This is a genomic window from Flavobacterium sp. H4147, assembly GCF_029360735.1.
Taxonomy (GTDB): Bacteria; Bacteroidota; Bacteroidia; order Flavobacteriales; family Flavobacteriaceae; genus Flavobacterium; species Flavobacterium endoglycinae.
The window spans coordinates 1-15,825 of the sequence record NZ_JARKNB010000005.1; the positions used below are offsets into that span (position 1 = coordinate 1).

Here is a 15,825-nt window from a genome sequence, read left to right on the forward strand (position 1 = left end):
TTTTCATCAGAACGGCTGTCAATTCAATATGTCTACGAACGTAATTTCTTTTCTTTTCCGCTTATCTCTCAAAGCGGGTGCAAAACTAAAACTTCTTTTTAAAACCTGCAAGAAAAATTTAAAAAAATTTTGAAACTTTTTTTTCGTCTCATTTTTCAATTTTTCTTCCAGTCTGCCAAGGAACTTTCCGTGTTTTGCGGGGTGCAAATGTAAAAAGCTTTTTCAATTCCCGCAAGCTTTTTTTGAACTTTTTTTTCGAAAATTTCTTTTCATTTCAATTCAGCTGCCTGACGGTATTTCTAAGAGCGTTTCGCTGATGCGGGTGCAAAAGTAGAACCTTTATTTACATTTACAAGACTTTATTTTATATTTTTTTCATGTTTTTTCGATGTTTTTCTTAACTCGCTGGCAGAAGTGCTTTTACATTTTGATTATTTTTAATTTTCTGTGGGGTTTTTCTGAATTGATCTGTATTTTTCTTATTTTACCCATCGTTTAGATTGGCATTTCTGAGGATTTTTTATTCTTTACAGCCGTTTTCCGCTCTTTATTATGGTTTTGAAAACATCTGTTTCCGGAAACTTTCTTCTGGAAACTGGATTTCCAGCCCCGGCAGCAGCGGAAATCCTTTTATGGCGGGGTCCGCCCTAAAAAGACTGGAGCCGACAGCGGGAATAAACTCCTTATCTTTACTGAAATTAAAAGTCTTAACTTCCAAAACTGTATCGCTTCGCTCCGCTCAGCTGGACAAACTGTACTTATATATTATATATGTATAAAAAAAACCGGCGGGTTTTAAAAACCTGTTGGATTTGAAATGAGAATTACTCTTATATATATAGCAGAAGAAAAAACGCAACCTATATTATAAAGTAAACTTGTACATATATATTGTATGTATTTCTGTAATCACCTATATTTGCATTCACAAAATTATAAACAATGATCAAGATTACTTTACCCGATGGGTCAATTAGAGAGTTCGCTTCAGGTGTAACTCCAATGGAGGTCGCTAAAAACATTAGCGAAGGTTTTGCTAGAAACGTGATTTCAGCATCTTTTAATGGTACAACTATCGAAACCGAAACTCCATTAACGACCGACGGTAATCTTATATTATATACTTGGAATGATGCGGAAGGTAAAAAAGCTTTCTGGCACTCAACTTCACACGTAATGGCTCAGGCTCTTGAGGAATTGTATCCTGGAATTAAATTAACCCTTGGACCTGCAATTGCTAATGGTTTCTATTATGATGTAGATTTTGGAGATCAGAAGATTTCTGAAGCTGACTTTAAAAAGATTGAGGATCGTATTCTAGAAATTTCAAGAGAAAAACACGATTTTAAAATGCGCCCTGTAACTAAAGCAGAAGCTTTAGAGATGTACAAAGACAACGTTTACAAGACTGAATTGATTTCTAATCTTGAAGATGGAACCATTACTTTCTGCGATCATTCTACTTTTACTGATTTATGCCGAGGTGGACATATTCCGAATACTGGGATTATCAAAGCTGTAAAAATCATGAGTGTGGCTGGTGCTTACTGGAGAGGTGACGAGAAAAACAAACAGCTGACTCGTGTTTACGGAACTTCTTTCCCTAAACAAAAAGATTTAACCGAATATCTTGAACTTCTTGAAGAAGCAAAACGTCGTGATCACCGTAAATTAGGAAAAGAGCTTGAATTGTTTGCTTTCTCTCAAAAAGTTGGCCAAGGTTTGCCTTTGTGGCTGCCAAAAGGTGCCGCCTTAAGAGATCGCTTAGAGCAATTTCTAAAAAGAGCTCAAAAGAAAGCGGGTTACGAGCAAGTTGTTAGCCCACATATTGGTCAGAAAGAATTGTATGTAACTTCTGGTCACTATGCTAAATATGGAGCAGATAGTTTCCAACCAATTCATACTCCAGCAGAAGGTGAAGAATTTTTATTAAAACCAATGAACTGTCCTCACCACTGTGAGATTTACAATGTAAGACCTTGGTCATATAAAGATTTACCAAAGCGTTATGCTGAATTTGGTACTGTATATAGATATGAACAGTCTGGAGAATTACATGGTTTAACTCGTGTTAGAGGGTTTACACAGGATGATGCACACATTTTCTGTACTCCAGAGCAATTGGATGAGGAATTCAAAAAAGTAATTGACCTTGTATTATATGTATTTGGCTCTTTAGGTTTTGAAAACTTTACGGCTCAAATTTCATTAAGAGATCAGGAAGACAGAGAAAAATACATTGGAACTGATGAAAATTGGGAAAAGGCTGAAAATGCAATTATCAACGCCGCAAAAGACAAAGGTCTAAATACTGTGGTTGAATATGGCGAAGCTGCTTTCTATGGTCCGAAACTTGATTTCATGGTTAAAGATGCTTTAGGAAGACAATGGCAATTAGGAACTATTCAGGTGGATTACAACTTACCTGAGCGCTTTGAATTAACTTACAAAGGTGCTGATAATGAATTACATCGCCCTGTTATGATTCACAGAGCTCCTTTTGGATCTATGGAACGTTTTATAGCAATTTTGCTTGAGCATACAGCAGGAAATTTCCCACTTTGGCTAATGCCTGAGCAGGCTATTATCTTGTCTTTGAGCGAGAAATACGAAAATTATGCTAAAAAAGTTTTAGATTTGCTAGAAAATCACGAAATTCGCGCCCTAATTGATAACCGAAATGAAACTATCGGTAAGAAAATTAGAGATGCAGAAATGCAGAAAATTCCATTTATGCTTATCGTTGGTGAAGAAGAAGAGAAAAATGGTACGATTTCTATTCGTCGTCACGGACAGGAAGGAAAAGGAAATATCACAGTCTCTATCGAAGAGTTCGCTTCGATTGTAGACGAAGAAATAAAAAAGACATTAAAAGTATTTACAGTTTAACTTAAATTAGAAAGTCATAGCAATAAAAAGTAACAGAGGTTTTCAACCTCGAGTAGAGAAAAAAGATGCACACAGAATAAACAATCTTATTCGTGTTCCTGAAGTACGTCTTGTTGGTGAAAACATTGAACCTGGGGTTTTTAAAATCGCTGATGCGTTACGTTTAGCTGACCAATTTGAATTGGATTTAGTTGAAATTTCGCCAAATGCAGAACCACCGGTTTGTAAAATCATGGATTACAAGAAATTTGTTTACGAACAAAAGAAGCGTGATAAGGCATTAAAAGCTAAATCGTCTCAGGTTGTAGTAAAAGAAATTCGTTTTGGTCCTCAAACAGATGAACATGATTATGAATTTAAAAGAAAAAATGCTGAAAAGTTCCTAAAAGAAGGTGCTAAATTAAAAGCATTCGTTTTCTTTAAAGGCCGTTCAATCATCTATAAAGATCAAGGGCAGATTTTATTATTACGTCTTGCAACAGATTTAGAAGAATATGGTAAAGTTGAGGCTATGCCAGTTCTTGAAGGAAAGAGAATGATTATGTTCATTGCTCCGAAGAAGAAAAAATAGTCTCAGTTTGCAGTTTCAGTATTCAGTTTTGAACCTGAAACTGTAAACTTGAAACAAAAATATAAGTAAGTAAGAATAAATTAAAACACTAGGAAAAATGCCTAAAATGAAAACTAAATCTAGCGCTAAGAAACGTTTTAAAGTTACTGGCTCTGGAAAGATTAAAAGAAAGCATGCTTTTAAAAGTCACATCTTGACTAAAAAATCTAAAAAACGTAAATTAGCTTTGACACACTCAGCGCTAGTTCACAAAACTGATGAGAAAAGCATCAAACAACAATTAAGAATTATCTAATTATAAGTCAAAAGTTGAAAGCCATAAAGTTTAAAAGTCAGCAGCTGACTTTAGACATTTGACTTTAGGACATTAGACTAAAAGATTTTCTTTAGGTTAAAAAATTATTTATATAACCTTGGAGTATGGCCATTAAGTTCCTTTGATTCAATTCAGGACGCCTGCTACAAAAACACATTAAAATTATGCCAAGATCGGTAAATTCAGTTGCTAAAAGAGCAAGAAGAAAAAAAATAATGAAGCAAGCCAAAGGTTTCTTTGGAAGACGTAAAAACGTTTGGACAGTTGCTAAGAACGCGGTAGAGAAAGCGATGAGCTACGCTTACCGTGACAGAAAACAGAATAAAAGAAACTTCCGTTCATTATGGATTCAACGTATTAACGCTGGAGCTAGATTAGAAGGAATATCTTATTCTCAATTCATGGGGAAAGTTAAAGCTAACGGAATCGAATTGAACCGTAAAGTTCTTGCAGATTTAGCTATGAACCACCCAGAAGCTTTCAAAGCAATACTTAATAAAGTAAAATAAACGTTTTATAAACTCAATTTAGATTTTACTTACTTATCATAAAAAAACCATTCGTTCTCACGAGTGGTTTTTTGCTTTTACAGCTAATCTGATTTATCTTTAAAACATAATTTAAACATCTATGATTACTGCACTTTTAAATCATATACAAAAGTTTGTTGCATTAGAACCTGAAGAAATAGATCTTTTGGAATCGAGTATTCTTTCATCAAAAGTAAAAAAGAAAGATCATTTGCTAAAAGAAGGCCAGATTTGCCATACGATGTACTTCATCGCAAAAGGTTGTGCCAGACAGTATATAATTAATTCAAAAGGTATTGAACAAACCTTGCAATTTGGTATAGAAAACTGGTGGATGACTGATTATATAAGTTATCATAATAATGTTCCTTCACACTTTTATATTCAGGCAGTAGAAAATTGCGAAATCGTTGTGCTAGAAAAAAATGTTCTAGAATCTATTTTAGTACAGATTCCTAAATTGGAAAGGTATTTCCGTATTGTTTCTCAGAAATCATTTGGAGCTGCACAAATGCGTATTAAGTTTTTGTTTACGATGTCGGCAGAAGAAAGATATAATCATTTTAAAAACCAACAACCAGATTTCGTACAACGTGTTCCTCAATATATGCTTGCCTCCTATCTGGATTTTTCTGCAGAATTTATGAGTAAAATCAGAGCGGGAAAGGTCTGATTTCATTTCTTGAAGTAGTTCAAGTTTTTAAGAGTATACATTGCTGACCTTTGTAATGAACTTTTAAACAATAAAAATGAAACCGAGAATCGTTATTCCGCAAGCAGCTCCAAAAGCTTATCAAGCGTTAGTAAATTTAGAAAAATATATTTCTTCTACATCATTAACTCCAGAACATAAAGAATTAATCAAAATTCGTGCTTCACAAATTAATGGCTGCGCTTACTGCATTAACATGCATACAGCTGATGCTAGAAAATATGGTATTTCTGAACAAAGAATATATTTAATTAGCGCATGGCGTGAAGCTGATGTTTACACTGAAGAAGAAAAAGCAATTTTAGCGTTAACTGAACAAGTAACTTTAATCCCTAATCATGTTAGTGATGAAGTTTATCAAAATGCAGCGAGTTTATTTGATGATAAATATCTGGCAGAAATTATACTTGCCATTATCACAATTAACTCTTGGAACAGACTTGCCATTACAACAGGATTAAGAGCTGTATAATTTTTTATAAAGATTTTTTGTATGAAATTTTACTAAAGCAAAAACCCTCTCTTCAGAGGGTTTCGTTGTATATAGCTGTAAATGAAAATTAGGAAAAAAGTTTTTTAGCTGTTTTTGAAAATACCGTATTTATACGCTATGCCAGGAATCTGTAATTTTTATTTTTGGTTCATGATTCCGAAATACCAGTTTCTTTTTCTCTATTTAATTCTAATTTTTGTAATTGTTTTTTCTTGTCAGGAAGCCGCTTTTACAAAAAGTAAACCGGATATTTCAACGTATTCAATTTCTGAAAACAGCATTGAAAACGTTTCTTCTCAATCTATAAATTCCGACTCAAGATCAGAAGATTTTATAAAACTACAAAACGAGCTGATCTCATTAAAGCTATTAATAAATAATAGTAAAGACAACGAATTTAAAGAGAACGTACTTAGGTATATGAAATTAAATGACAGTATCAATAAAGTACAATTAAAAGAATACAACCAATTAGCCGCTAAATCAAATTCGAAAGCATTTAATCTAAAACTAGCCGCTTATAAAACGGAAAATGAACTTCAGCTTGAAAGGCAAAGAAACCGCACTATTACTTCTTATATCATAATTGGCTTTACACTTAGTTTGGTTTTAGCCTTATACTTTTATTTTAGATCAAGGACTAATAAGGAAAAAATTGAAGCTGCTTATCAAAGTGAAATCAGAATTGCTAAAAAACTGCATGATGAACTGGCCAATGATATTTTCCACACTATGGCTTTTGCCGAAAACAAAAATCTTTCGGAAGCAGAAAACAAGGAACATCTTTTAAACAATCTCGAGGCGATTTATACAAGAACGAGAGATATTTCTAAAGAAAACAGTTTGGTGGTAACCAATGAAAAATTCGTGATTTATTTAAAAGAAATGATTTCGGGATTTAACACCTCAAATATTAATCTTCTAATAAATGGTCTCGATTCTATTTCTTGGAACCGTATAGAGAAAAATAAAAAAATTACAGTTTACAGGGTTCTTCAAGAGCTGTTGGTAAACATGAAAAAACACAGTCAGGCGACGTTAGCAGGAATCAATTTTAAGGAAGTCAATAAGAAAATCATGATTACTTATACGGATAATGGAAAAGGTGTTGCGATACAAGATTTAAGATACAATAACGGTCTTCAGAGTGTAGAAAACCGTATTCAGAATATACGGGGAGAAATCATTATTGATACCAATCCAGGGAATGGATTTAAGTTGTCTTTTAAATTTCCTTCATAAAAAGATTAAAGCATTCCAGAATTCTTAAAATATGGAAAACCGTAAAGAAAGCGTACAGGAACTGCTAATTTTGATTTAATAAAACCCTTAAAATAAATTTTACTTTAGGTTATAATACAATTCTATGTTTAAAAAAGTTTTAGTTGCAGAAGATTTAGACAGTATCAGTTTGTCAATAGTTCAGGTTTTGGAAGAATTAGAAATCCCTGTAATTGATCACGTAAAATATTGTGACGATGGAATACTAAAAATAAAAAAGGCTTTACATGAAAAAGATCCTTATGATTTACTAATTACTGATTTATCTTTTAAAAATGATCATCGAAAAACTAATCTTTTAAATGGCGATCAACTTATCGAGGCAGTTAATGAAGTACAGCCAAAGATTAAAAAACTGGTTTTTTCTATTGAGGACAAATCATACCGCATCAAAAATCTTTTTAATGATTTAGGAGTTAATGCTTATGTTTCAAAAGGAAGAAATAGTATTGATGAACTTAAAGTTGCATTAAAAAGAACTTTTAACAATGAAGAAAGAATTCTTTCTTCCGATCTAGATTTCAACTTTAATGATAAATCCTTATTGGAAATTGAGCAATATGATATATATATTTTACAGCTTTTGGCAAAAGGATATATTTTAGAAAGCATTGCTAAAGAATTTAGAGAACGTTCGATTGTACCCAATGGCACCAGCAGTATCGAAAAAAGAATCAACAAGCTAAAAATATATTTTAAAGCAAACAACAATGTACATTTAATTGCTATCGCCAAAGACTTTGGTTTAGTTTAATTCTGAACAAATATTTATTGTGCTTATGAAACCAAAATACAAATTTAATTTTTCTAAAATCAACACTTCAAACAATAAGATTATTTTGAAAACCGTATTTCTTTGTCTTTTTCTATCCATAAGTTTCGCATTTGTTTCTGAAAAATCAGGCTGGCTTGAGGTTGAGTGGAAAATTGTTTTTATTCCAACTCTTCTCGTGTTACAAATTATAATTATATCTACTGCACTCAAAAACAGATATAAAAAACATTAAAAAAGCACTCCTAATTCCCTTTAAATATTTGTCGGTTTTATCTTAAAAAAAATAATAATTTCTCCTGAGATAGAATCAAGAATTCATATATTTGACTTTTACCATTACATGAAAAACATTACAGGTTATTTGCTTTTACTGTTCATTACATTCCAGTCTTTTTCTCAGGTCAAAATTATTTCGTGGAATGTCGAAAACCTTGGAAAGTCAAAATCTCAATCTACTTTAAATTTTATTGCCAATACCGTTAATAATTATGATGTGATAGCCATACAAGAGGTTGTTGCTGGTTACGGAGGTGCTCAAGCTGTGGCACAACTTGTTAATTTACTCAATCAGAAAGGAACTAAATGGGATTACAGAATTAGTGATCCTACAAGCGGAAACAGTTATAAAAGGGAGCGATATGCTTTTATTTGGAAAACGAATAAAGTAAAACTTAAGGGTGATGCCTGGCTGGAGAAAAAATACAATCTCGAAATTGACCGTGAGCCTTATTTTGCCACATTTGAAACTAATAAAAAGAATTTTACTTTGGTTAATTTTCATGCTATTACCAAAAGTAAACAACCTGAAACTGAAATTAAATATTTCAAATTTCTTCCAGCTGAATATCCAGATCTTAATTTAGTTTTTGCAGGAGATTTTAACTGTCCGGAATCGCATACCGTTTTTAATCCATTGAAAAAAATGGGGTATTCTTCTATGTTGAAAAAAGAAAAAACGACTTTAAAACAAAAATGCAAAGAAGATAATTGCCTCGCTTCTGAATTCGACAACATATTTTACAAGCCAAATACATTAAAACACATCAATTCGGGAACTATTTTATTCTATAAAAAGTTCGAATCTTTACAAGAAGCGAGAAAAATTTCAGACCATATTCCTATTTGGTTTGAATTTTCTTTGAACTAAATCTTATGTTTTTAGCTTTTTCTTTTTCGCTGCTGGAAATAAAACGTTATTTAAAATCAAACGATAACCTGGAGAATTAGGATGTAAGTCTAAAACTGTTGGCGGGTCGCCCACTTGATGTTGATAATCTTCAGGATCATGACCTCCAAAAAAGGTAAACATTCCTTTTCCTTTTTCGCCATGAATATATCTTGCTTCACCGTTTAATTCGCAAGTCCCCATTACTAAAACATTCGATTTTACAAGTGTTTCATTAAAAGAAGTAGTCTGCCCCATAAATCCTTTTACCAATTGTGTATGATTCTGACACAACATACTTGGAATTGGATCCCATTTTGCAGAATATTCCATCAATGTAAAATAGTCTTTTTCCATAGGAACTCTTCTTTTCCCAGTCATATCAATATCTGAGAATTCATAAACTTCAGGTCTTCTTTCTAAAATAAAATCTTTAAATGCAAAGGAATTCGAATAGTTTAATTTGGATTGATAATTGGATTCACTCGGATCGCCATCAAACATCGTTTCACAAATATCGACACCATCTGCTGCCAAAGCTATATCAAAACTATCTGTTGCAGAGCACATAGCAAACATAAATCCGCCGCCAATAACAAAATCACGTATTTTTTTTGCAACAGCACCTTTTTCTTCTGAAACTTTTGAATATCCTAATTTTGCGGCCAAAGCTTCAGCATCCTTTTTCTGTTCAATGTACCAAGGAGTATTTTTGTAAGCTGCATAAAATTTTCCATATTGTCCTGTAAAATCTTCGTGATGAAGATGAAGCCAATCATAAAGCAATAATTGATCATTTAAAACTTCTTCATCATATATTGGTGTAAACGGAATTTCGGCATACGTTAATACTAAGGTTACAGCATCATCCCATGGTTGTTTTCCTTTTGGAGTATAAACCGCAATTTTGGGGGCTTTTTCAAGAATTACAGATTCCATATTTTGTGAAGGACTCGAAATATCATTTAAAATCGATGCTTCTTCACTATCCGACAATACTTCAAAACTCACTCCGCGAATTTTGCATTCTCTGCGAATTTCATCTGCATCAGGCAATAAAAATGAACCACCTCTGTAATTAAGAAGCCAGCTTGCTTTATAATCGCGGCTCAAACACCAGTAGGTAATTCCGTATGCTTTTAAGTGATTTTGCTGTGTAGTTTCATCCATTGGAAGCAATAGAAAAGATGCTTTAACATTAAATGATAACAGCAGTATAAAAATGCAGACTAAACTTTTTCTCATCAGAAAATTATTTTAGTAAAGATATAAAGGAAGGAGCCAAAAACCCAATAGAATCAGAGGATTTATGACTAAACAAAACGTTAAATAGATTAAAACGCTTACTTTGCTTGTTAATTTTATAAAAAACAGGTAAAAATACGTAAACTATAGAAAGATTTTCTGCCTAAATTTGAAATCCTGAATCGGAATACTAATCGAGGAAAAAACACAATTATGAAACTTAACCAAAGTAAAGACCAGCAAAAAGGATTAAACATTATGCAAAAAATAGGTATTGGGGTACTTATTATTACAATCGTTTTTTATTATGTTCTATCAATTCAGTTTTTGACAAGCTAAATTACAATGTTAAAACTGCAATTTCGTTCTGAATAGCATACACAACCAAACCGGCAATATTTCTGGATTCAGTTTTTAGCAATAAATTATTACGATGTCCTTCTACAGTTCGCGGACTCAAGAAGAGATGTTCTGCAATTTCTGAAGTTGTTTTTTGCTTACAAATAAGCTGTAAAATTTCAATTTCGCGTGGAGAAAGAAAACTGGTTTCCAGATTGCCTTTTGTTGAATTTTTTGAAGAAACAATCGTTTCCTGAATTGTTTTCAAAACACTTTCGTTGTAATAAAAACCTTTTTTATTGACTTCATTGATTGTTTTGATCAAATCTTTTGGAGTAGTATTTTTTATTAAATACGCCACAGCTCCAACTTGAATCATATTGGCAATAAAAGATTTAGTATCATAACTCGTTAAAGCTATAATTTTTATATCGGGATATGATTTTCTGATAATTTTTGTGGCTTCAACGCCATTAAGAATCGGCATTTTTAAATCCATAATGATAATATCGGGTTTTACCTCGCTATTATCCAATTTGGTAATGAGTTCTTCTCCGTTTGAGGCTTCAAAAATAATCTCAATATTTTCCTCTCTCTGCAATAAAAAAGCTATTCCTTTCCGGAACAAAACTTCGTCATCGACTAAAGCAATTTTGATCAGGGCATTCATTTTTTTTTGTTTTTGGTCATTTTGGTTTACCGAAAGTACAAAATATGAATTAATAAAAATGAAATAACCTTATTTTATTGATGTTAAAGAGCGATTATTTCCTGTTTTTATCTTAAAAAGTAAAATTTACCGCAATGCCTTTGCCTATTTGTGAGTCAAATTTAATGGTTCCGTTTAAAAAAGACACTCGGCTGTCTATGTTTTTCATTCCCAGACCTTTTTGGTTTTCGAGGTTACTGCTGTCAAAACCAATCCCATTATCTTCATAATGACAGGTATTGGTACCGTTGTCATTTGTAAAAGCAATCCATATTTCGCTTGCTTTTCCATGACGAAGCGAATTATTCATCAATTCTTGCAGTATTCTGAAAATATGCAAGTGGCGATCTATATCTTTCTGATCAAAATCAATTTCGTTTTTATAATGCGTTTTTACTGATTTACTGCTTTCAAATTCTTCACACAATTCTTCAACTCCAGCATTTAATCCAAATTTTTCAAAAACAGGCGGAAGTAAATTATGGGCAATTTTTCTGGAATTTTCCAACGCTTTTGCGGTTAAATTAATGATGTTCTCAGTAATTTCATTGGTTTCGTCGGTTGTTAAATTTGGAGCAGAAAGCAAATGAGTGTTTAGCGAAACGATATTTAATTTTGAACTAATATCATCATGCAAATCTTGTGCTATACGTTTACGTTCTTCTTCTTGAGTTACAATAATCGCATGAAGTTGTTCTTTTTGGTATTGTAATATCAAATCTTTCTTTTCTAGTTCCTTTTGAATGATTTTTTTTCTTGAGAAATAGAAAAATATAATCAATATGATAGCAACTATTATTAAAAACAGTGAAATGTAGAGAATTATAGCGACAAGTTCTTTTTCTGGAATTGAATGAGTAGTCATATTGCAATAAGAGGATCGTATTAAGTTAGTAGGGTCTTTTTGAAAAAACTTTTTATCCAATCATATAATATAAAGAGTTGATAAATGACCATTAAAAAAGCATTTAGTTTCCAGCTTAAGTACTTTAGATCATCACTAAGCCCTAAAGAAAGGTTTCCTATTATAAACAAAACAGTGCTTGCCAATAAATAAATCACAATACCAACAGTAACGTAATAATAGGTTTTAGTTTCTGTAAGCATATTGTAAAAATGAAGCAAGGCAAAAACCACAATAAGAAGTGATGTAAAAGTGATTTCGAACAAATTAAATTTAAAAAACTCTGCAGAATCCATAATAAGCTGTGTTGTTAACACTAATAATCCAACAGCTAAACAAGATTTTACGAATATCTTTTGGCTTTTAATCTGCATTAATGAATTGTAAAACATTCCCAGTAATATCATTTGTCCAATAAAAAATAGATTTACAACTATTAAATTTTTAATTCCCAAATGATATAACAGTTCCATAGAAAACTGCATTGTAAATGAAAAAGCCAAATAACACACAAAAAAAACATTAGCTTTTTCCTTTCGGAAAAAGCTATATGAATAGAGTATTAGATTTAATAATAAAATCAAATAACCTGAATATATTAAAAAATCATCCATTTTTTAGATACATAAAAAATCAATATGGCGGACTAGGGCGTGTACCGTCATATACTACTTCTTCAGCCTCTTCCCCAGCTCTGGCATTTATACCGTTTGAAGCACCAACTCCGTAAACATCAATGTATTTACCAGCGTCATCTTTTTCTGCTCCTACAAAAAATAAGTTTTTTTCGCCTTCATCGTTTATACCTAAATAGGCACGAACGGCTGTGGTCTCTAGTTTTAAAACATTTTCTAAAGTTTCTCTAGGAATTAGAAATCCTTTTACTTTTTGAACCCCTCTGGCAGTTTCAATGGTACTGACACTTTCGTCGTATCTTTTTTCCCATTCTTTAGCAATAGACAATGGAACTTTAATAGGTCCTGGAAAGATTTCTTCACTCATAGTTTTAAAGAATTTAAAAGTTAGTTAATTGTTTATGGTCTTGCTAAACTACCGAATTAATTTTTATGTAAGAAATATTATTCTGTAAATTATGCCAATATTCTAATAAAAGTTAAACAAAAAAAAGTCTTTGTAAGAACGTATTTACAAAGACTTTTTTAGAAATTAATTTTATTTGGAATTAAAACGGAACATCGCTGTCATCGTCGTCATCATTTAGGTTACTGCCGAAAGCTTCATTTGCAGAAGGCAGATTTTTAGTGATAAACGGGTTGTCATCGTGATTCATTTTAGATGGAAGATCATCATAACCTCCTGTAAATTCTTCTAAGTTGTCGAACTTTCCTAAATGACCTAAGAATTTCAATCGTATATTTTCAAGTCCACCGTTACGGTGTTTGGCTATAATAAACTCTGCCTGACCTGTTGTTGATGATTGTTCATCATCATCCCATTCTTCAATTTTATAATATTCCGGACGATAAATAAACGATACAATATCGGCATCCTGCTCAATCGCTCCAGATTCACGAAGATCCGAAAGAAGCGGACGTTTACTAGATCCACGGGTTTCAACAGCACGGGATAACTGTGAAAGTGCAATTACTGGTACGTTTAACTCTTTTGCCAATGCTTTTAGGTTTCGCGAAATAGTCGAGATTTCCTGCTCACGGTTTCCTCCTCCTTTACCACTACCTCCCGCAGTCATTAACTGCAAGTAGTCAATAATGATTAATTTAATTCCATGTTGTGATGCCAAACGACGGCATTTTGCACGTAAGTCGAAAATCGAAAGCGATGGCGTATCATCAATAAATAATGGGGCTTTTTCTAAATCTTTTACTTTAGTACTCAGCTGTTCCCATTCGTGTTTTTCTAATTTACCAGTTCTTAATTTTTCAGAAGACAATCCAGTTTCAGAAGAAATAAGCCTCGTAATTAACTGAACAGATGCCATCTCAAGAGAAAAAATGGCTACCGCATGTCCAAACTGAATACTAACATTTCGCGCCATCGAAAGTACGAATGCTGTTTTACCCATACCCGGACGTGCCGCAATAATAATCAAATCCGAAGGCTGCCATCCTGAAGTTACTTCATCTAATTTTTCAAATCCGGTGGCAATACCACTCAAACCTTCTTTACCGGCAATCTCTTCAATACGTTTTTTGGCTTGAAGAACCAAACTCTGTGCTGTTTCAGAACTACGCTTGATATTTCCTTGTGTTACTTCATACAACTTGGATTCAGCTTTATCTAGCAAATCGAAAACGTCTGTTGTTTCATCATACGATTCTTCGATAATTTCCGAAGAAATTCGAATTAAACTTCTTTGAATAAATTTTTGAAGAATAATACGTGAGTGAAACTCAATGTGTGCAGAAGACGCGATCTTCTGTGTAAGCTGAATTAAATAAAAATCACCTCCAGCCAAATCCAGCTTTCCGTTTTTCTTTAACTGAGTCGAAACAGTCAAAATATCAATTGGCTGTGTTTCGGTAAAGAGCTGTAAGATTGCTTCAAAAATATGCTTATGTGCATCTTTGTAAAAAGCATCGGGCTGTAAAATATCAATTACATCATCTACTCCCTTTTTATCAATCATCATCGCTCCAAGCACGGCTTCTTCTAAATCAATTACTTGAGGAGGAAGCTTACCTTTTTCGAGATTAATAATAGTGGTTTTATCTACCTTTACAGGGTTTACATTTTTGAAATTTTCCATATAGCGAAAGTAACAAAATTTAAAAAAATAATGTCAGCTAGTTATAACTATTATATTGTTTATAAATTCATTCAGGTTGTTCATAACCAAAAAAAAATCCGAAACCGCAGGGCTTCGGATCTTTTAATCATATCTTATGAATTTACTCTTTAAACTCGCCCATATTACTGTATTTGTCCATTCTTTGGGCAATTAACTGGGCTGTTGATAAGTCTTTTAATTCATTATATCCTTTAGTAATATATTCCGCTACGGTTTTAAAAGTAGTTTCTCTGTCATAATGTGCTCCACCAAGTGGTTCAGGAATTACGTCATCAACTAATTTTTGCTTTTTCATGTCAGATGAAGTCAGTTTTAAAGCTTCAGCAGCACGTTCTTTGTACTCCCAGCTTTTCCATAAAATTGACGAACATGATTCTGGAGAAATTACAGAATACCAAGTGTTTTCTAACATATAAACTTTGTCTCCAACACCAATTCCTAATGCTCCACCTGAAGCTCCTTCACCAACGATAATCGTAATGATTGGTACTTGCAGACGAACCATTTCGAAGATGTTTCTTGCAATTGCTTCTCCCTGCCCTCTTTCTTCTGCTTCAAGTCCTGGATATGCACCTGGAGTATCTACTAAAGTAAGAACTGGAATTCCGAATTTCTCTGCCATTTTCATTAAACGCAAAGCCTTACGGTATCCTTCTGGATTTGCCATTCCGAAATTACGGTATTGACGTGTTTTTGTATTATATCCTTTTTGCTGACCAACGATCATAAACGACTGTCCGTTTACTTTTCCAAGTCCGCCTACCATAGCTTTATCATCTTTAAAACCTCTGTCTCCGTGAAGTTCTAAGAAAGTATCTCCACAGATCGCTTTAATATAATCTAAAGTATACGGTCTGTTTGGGTGTCTTGATAATTGTACACGCTGCCAAGCAGTAAGGTTTTTATATATATCTTTCTTTGTTTGCTCTAATTTCTTGTTGATTTCTTTACAAGTAGGTGTAACATCAACATCAGATTCTTTTCCAATTATGACACACTTTTCTAACTGTTCTTCAAGTTCTTTTATTGGAAGCTCAAAATCTAAATATTCCATGGATTTTTGAATTTTGTTTTTAAATCGAACCGCAAATATAAAAATATTATAGTATTCGTATAATTAATTCGT

General features: G+C 32.8%; 16 protein-coding genes. 9 read left to right on the top strand and 7 right to left on the bottom strand.

All coding sequences use genetic code 11. The features are described from left to right. Positions 1-942: 942 nt before the first annotated feature. The 9 genes from thrS (at position 943) to P2W75_RS20295 (ending at position 8,714) form a co-directional block, all read left to right on the top strand. Complete coding sequence (thrS, locus tag P2W75_RS20255; protein WP_276381869.1) at positions 943-2,889, top strand: threonine--tRNA ligase; 1,947 nt, start codon at positions 943-945, stop codon at positions 2,887-2,889. A gap of 16 nt (positions 2,890-2,905) precedes the next feature. After that, complete coding sequence (gene infC / locus P2W75_RS20260) at positions 2,906-3,460, top strand: translation initiation factor IF-3 (RefSeq protein WP_373921656.1); 555 nt, start codon at positions 2,906-2,908, stop codon at positions 3,458-3,460. A gap of 97 nt (positions 3,461-3,557) precedes the next feature. After that, on the top strand, positions 3,558-3,755 hold the full coding sequence (rpmI, locus tag P2W75_RS20265; protein ID WP_011921545.1) for a 50S ribosomal protein L35: 198 nt from the start codon (positions 3,558-3,560) through the stop codon (positions 3,753-3,755). 185 nt (positions 3,756-3,940) lie between these two features. Next, positions 3,941-4,285 (top strand): 50S ribosomal protein L20, encoded by a 345-nt coding sequence (gene rplT / locus P2W75_RS20270; RefSeq protein WP_276381878.1) that lies wholly within the window; start codon positions 3,941-3,943, stop codon positions 4,283-4,285. Positions 4,286-4,406: 121 nt separating this feature from the next. Beyond that, a complete protein-coding gene (locus P2W75_RS20275; RefSeq protein ID WP_276381879.1) occupies positions 4,407-4,979 on the top strand; it encodes a Crp/Fnr family transcriptional regulator in 573 nt (190 codons plus the stop codon). Between the two features lie 76 nt (positions 4,980-5,055). After that, positions 5,056-5,490: a carboxymuconolactone decarboxylase family protein gene (locus P2W75_RS20280; protein WP_276381880.1), complete on the top strand. Its 435-nt coding sequence runs from the start codon at positions 5,056-5,058 to the stop codon at positions 5,488-5,490. A 171-nt stretch (positions 5,491-5,661) separates the two neighbouring features. Further along, a complete protein-coding gene (locus P2W75_RS20285; RefSeq protein ID WP_276381881.1) occupies positions 5,662-6,753 on the top strand; it encodes a sensor histidine kinase in 1,092 nt (363 codons plus the stop codon). Positions 6,754-6,877: 124 nt separating this feature from the next. After that, positions 6,878-7,546 (top strand): response regulator transcription factor, encoded by a 669-nt coding sequence (locus P2W75_RS20290; RefSeq protein ID WP_207294959.1) that lies wholly within the window; start codon positions 6,878-6,880, stop codon positions 7,544-7,546. 361 nt (positions 7,547-7,907) lie between these two features. Continuing rightward, entirely contained in the window at positions 7,908-8,714 is an 807-nt protein-coding gene (locus P2W75_RS20295) for an endonuclease/exonuclease/phosphatase family protein (RefSeq protein WP_276381882.1), read from the top strand. Positions 8,715-8,717: 3 nt separating this feature from the next. On the opposite strand, the gene P2W75_RS20300 is transcribed toward P2W75_RS20295, so the two are convergent. From P2W75_RS20300 to P2W75_RS20330, 7 genes are all read right to left on the bottom strand, one after another. Then, a complete protein-coding gene (locus P2W75_RS20300; RefSeq protein WP_276381883.1) occupies positions 8,718-9,977 on the bottom strand; it encodes an asparagine synthetase B in 1,260 nt (419 codons plus the stop codon). A 340-nt stretch (positions 9,978-10,317) separates the two neighbouring features. After that, positions 10,318-10,986, bottom strand: coding sequence for a response regulator transcription factor (locus tag P2W75_RS20305; RefSeq protein ID WP_207294956.1), 669 nt, complete (start codon positions 10,984-10,986; stop codon positions 10,318-10,320). 112 nt (positions 10,987-11,098) lie between these two features. Continuing rightward, positions 11,099-11,743, bottom strand: coding sequence for a sensor histidine kinase (locus P2W75_RS20310; protein ID WP_276381884.1), 645 nt, complete (start codon positions 11,741-11,743; stop codon positions 11,099-11,101). Positions 11,744-11,910: 167 nt separating this feature from the next. After that, positions 11,911-12,543 (bottom strand): hypothetical protein, encoded by a 633-nt coding sequence (locus P2W75_RS20315; RefSeq protein ID WP_276381885.1) that lies wholly within the window; start codon positions 12,541-12,543, stop codon positions 11,911-11,913. A 19-nt stretch (positions 12,544-12,562) separates the two neighbouring features. Beyond that, positions 12,563-12,931 (bottom strand): hypothetical protein, encoded by a 369-nt coding sequence (locus P2W75_RS20320; protein ID WP_276381886.1) that lies wholly within the window; start codon positions 12,929-12,931, stop codon positions 12,563-12,565. A 181-nt stretch (positions 12,932-13,112) separates the two neighbouring features. Continuing rightward, a complete protein-coding gene (gene dnaB, locus P2W75_RS20325) occupies positions 13,113-14,657 on the bottom strand; it encodes a replicative DNA helicase (RefSeq protein WP_207294952.1) in 1,545 nt (514 codons plus the stop codon). A 142-nt stretch (positions 14,658-14,799) separates the two neighbouring features. Further along, entirely contained in the window at positions 14,800-15,753 is a 954-nt protein-coding gene (locus P2W75_RS20330; RefSeq protein ID WP_207294951.1) for an acetyl-CoA carboxylase carboxyltransferase subunit alpha, read from the bottom strand. Positions 15,754-15,825: the final 72 nt, after the last annotated feature.

What these genes read in the sequence shown, in the direction of transcription:
- rplT (WP_276381878.1), top strand. Translation starts at nt 3,941, where the DNA reads ATGCCAAGATCGGTAAATTCAGTTGCTAAAAGAGCAAGAAGAAAAAAA.
- rpmI (WP_011921545.1), top strand. Translation starts at nt 3,558, where the DNA reads ATGCCTAAAATGAAAACTAAATCTAGCGCTAAGAAACGTTTTAAAGTT.
- P2W75_RS20330 (WP_207294951.1), bottom strand. Translation starts at nt 15,753, where the DNA reads ATGGAATATTTAGATTTTGAGCTTCCAATAAAAGAACTTGAAGAACAG.
- P2W75_RS20315 (WP_276381885.1), bottom strand. Translation starts at nt 12,543, where the DNA reads ATGGATGATTTTTTAATATATTCAGGTTATTTGATTTTATTATTAAAT.
- P2W75_RS20305 (WP_207294956.1), bottom strand. Translation starts at nt 10,986, where the DNA reads ATGAATGCCCTGATCAAAATTGCTTTAGTCGATGACGAAGTTTTGTTC.
- P2W75_RS20300 (WP_276381883.1), bottom strand. Translation starts at nt 9,977, where the DNA reads ATGAGAAAAAGTTTAGTCTGCATTTTTATACTGCTGTTATCATTTAAT.
- dnaB (WP_207294952.1), bottom strand. Translation starts at nt 14,657, where the DNA reads ATGGAAAATTTCAAAAATGTAAACCCTGTAAAGGTAGATAAAACCACT.
- P2W75_RS20285 (WP_276381881.1), top strand. Translation starts at nt 5,662, where the DNA reads ATGATTCCGAAATACCAGTTTCTTTTTCTCTATTTAATTCTAATTTTT.
- P2W75_RS20275 (WP_276381879.1), top strand. Translation starts at nt 4,407, where the DNA reads ATGATTACTGCACTTTTAAATCATATACAAAAGTTTGTTGCATTAGAA.
- P2W75_RS20295 (WP_276381882.1), top strand. Translation starts at nt 7,908, where the DNA reads ATGAAAAACATTACAGGTTATTTGCTTTTACTGTTCATTACATTCCAG.
- thrS (WP_276381869.1), top strand. Translation starts at nt 943, where the DNA reads ATGATCAAGATTACTTTACCCGATGGGTCAATTAGAGAGTTCGCTTCA.
- P2W75_RS20290 (WP_207294959.1), top strand. Translation starts at nt 6,878, where the DNA reads ATGTTTAAAAAAGTTTTAGTTGCAGAAGATTTAGACAGTATCAGTTTG.
- P2W75_RS20280 (WP_276381880.1), top strand. Translation starts at nt 5,056, where the DNA reads ATGAAACCGAGAATCGTTATTCCGCAAGCAGCTCCAAAAGCTTATCAA.
- P2W75_RS20320 (WP_276381886.1), bottom strand. Translation starts at nt 12,931, where the DNA reads ATGAGTGAAGAAATCTTTCCAGGACCTATTAAAGTTCCATTGTCTATT.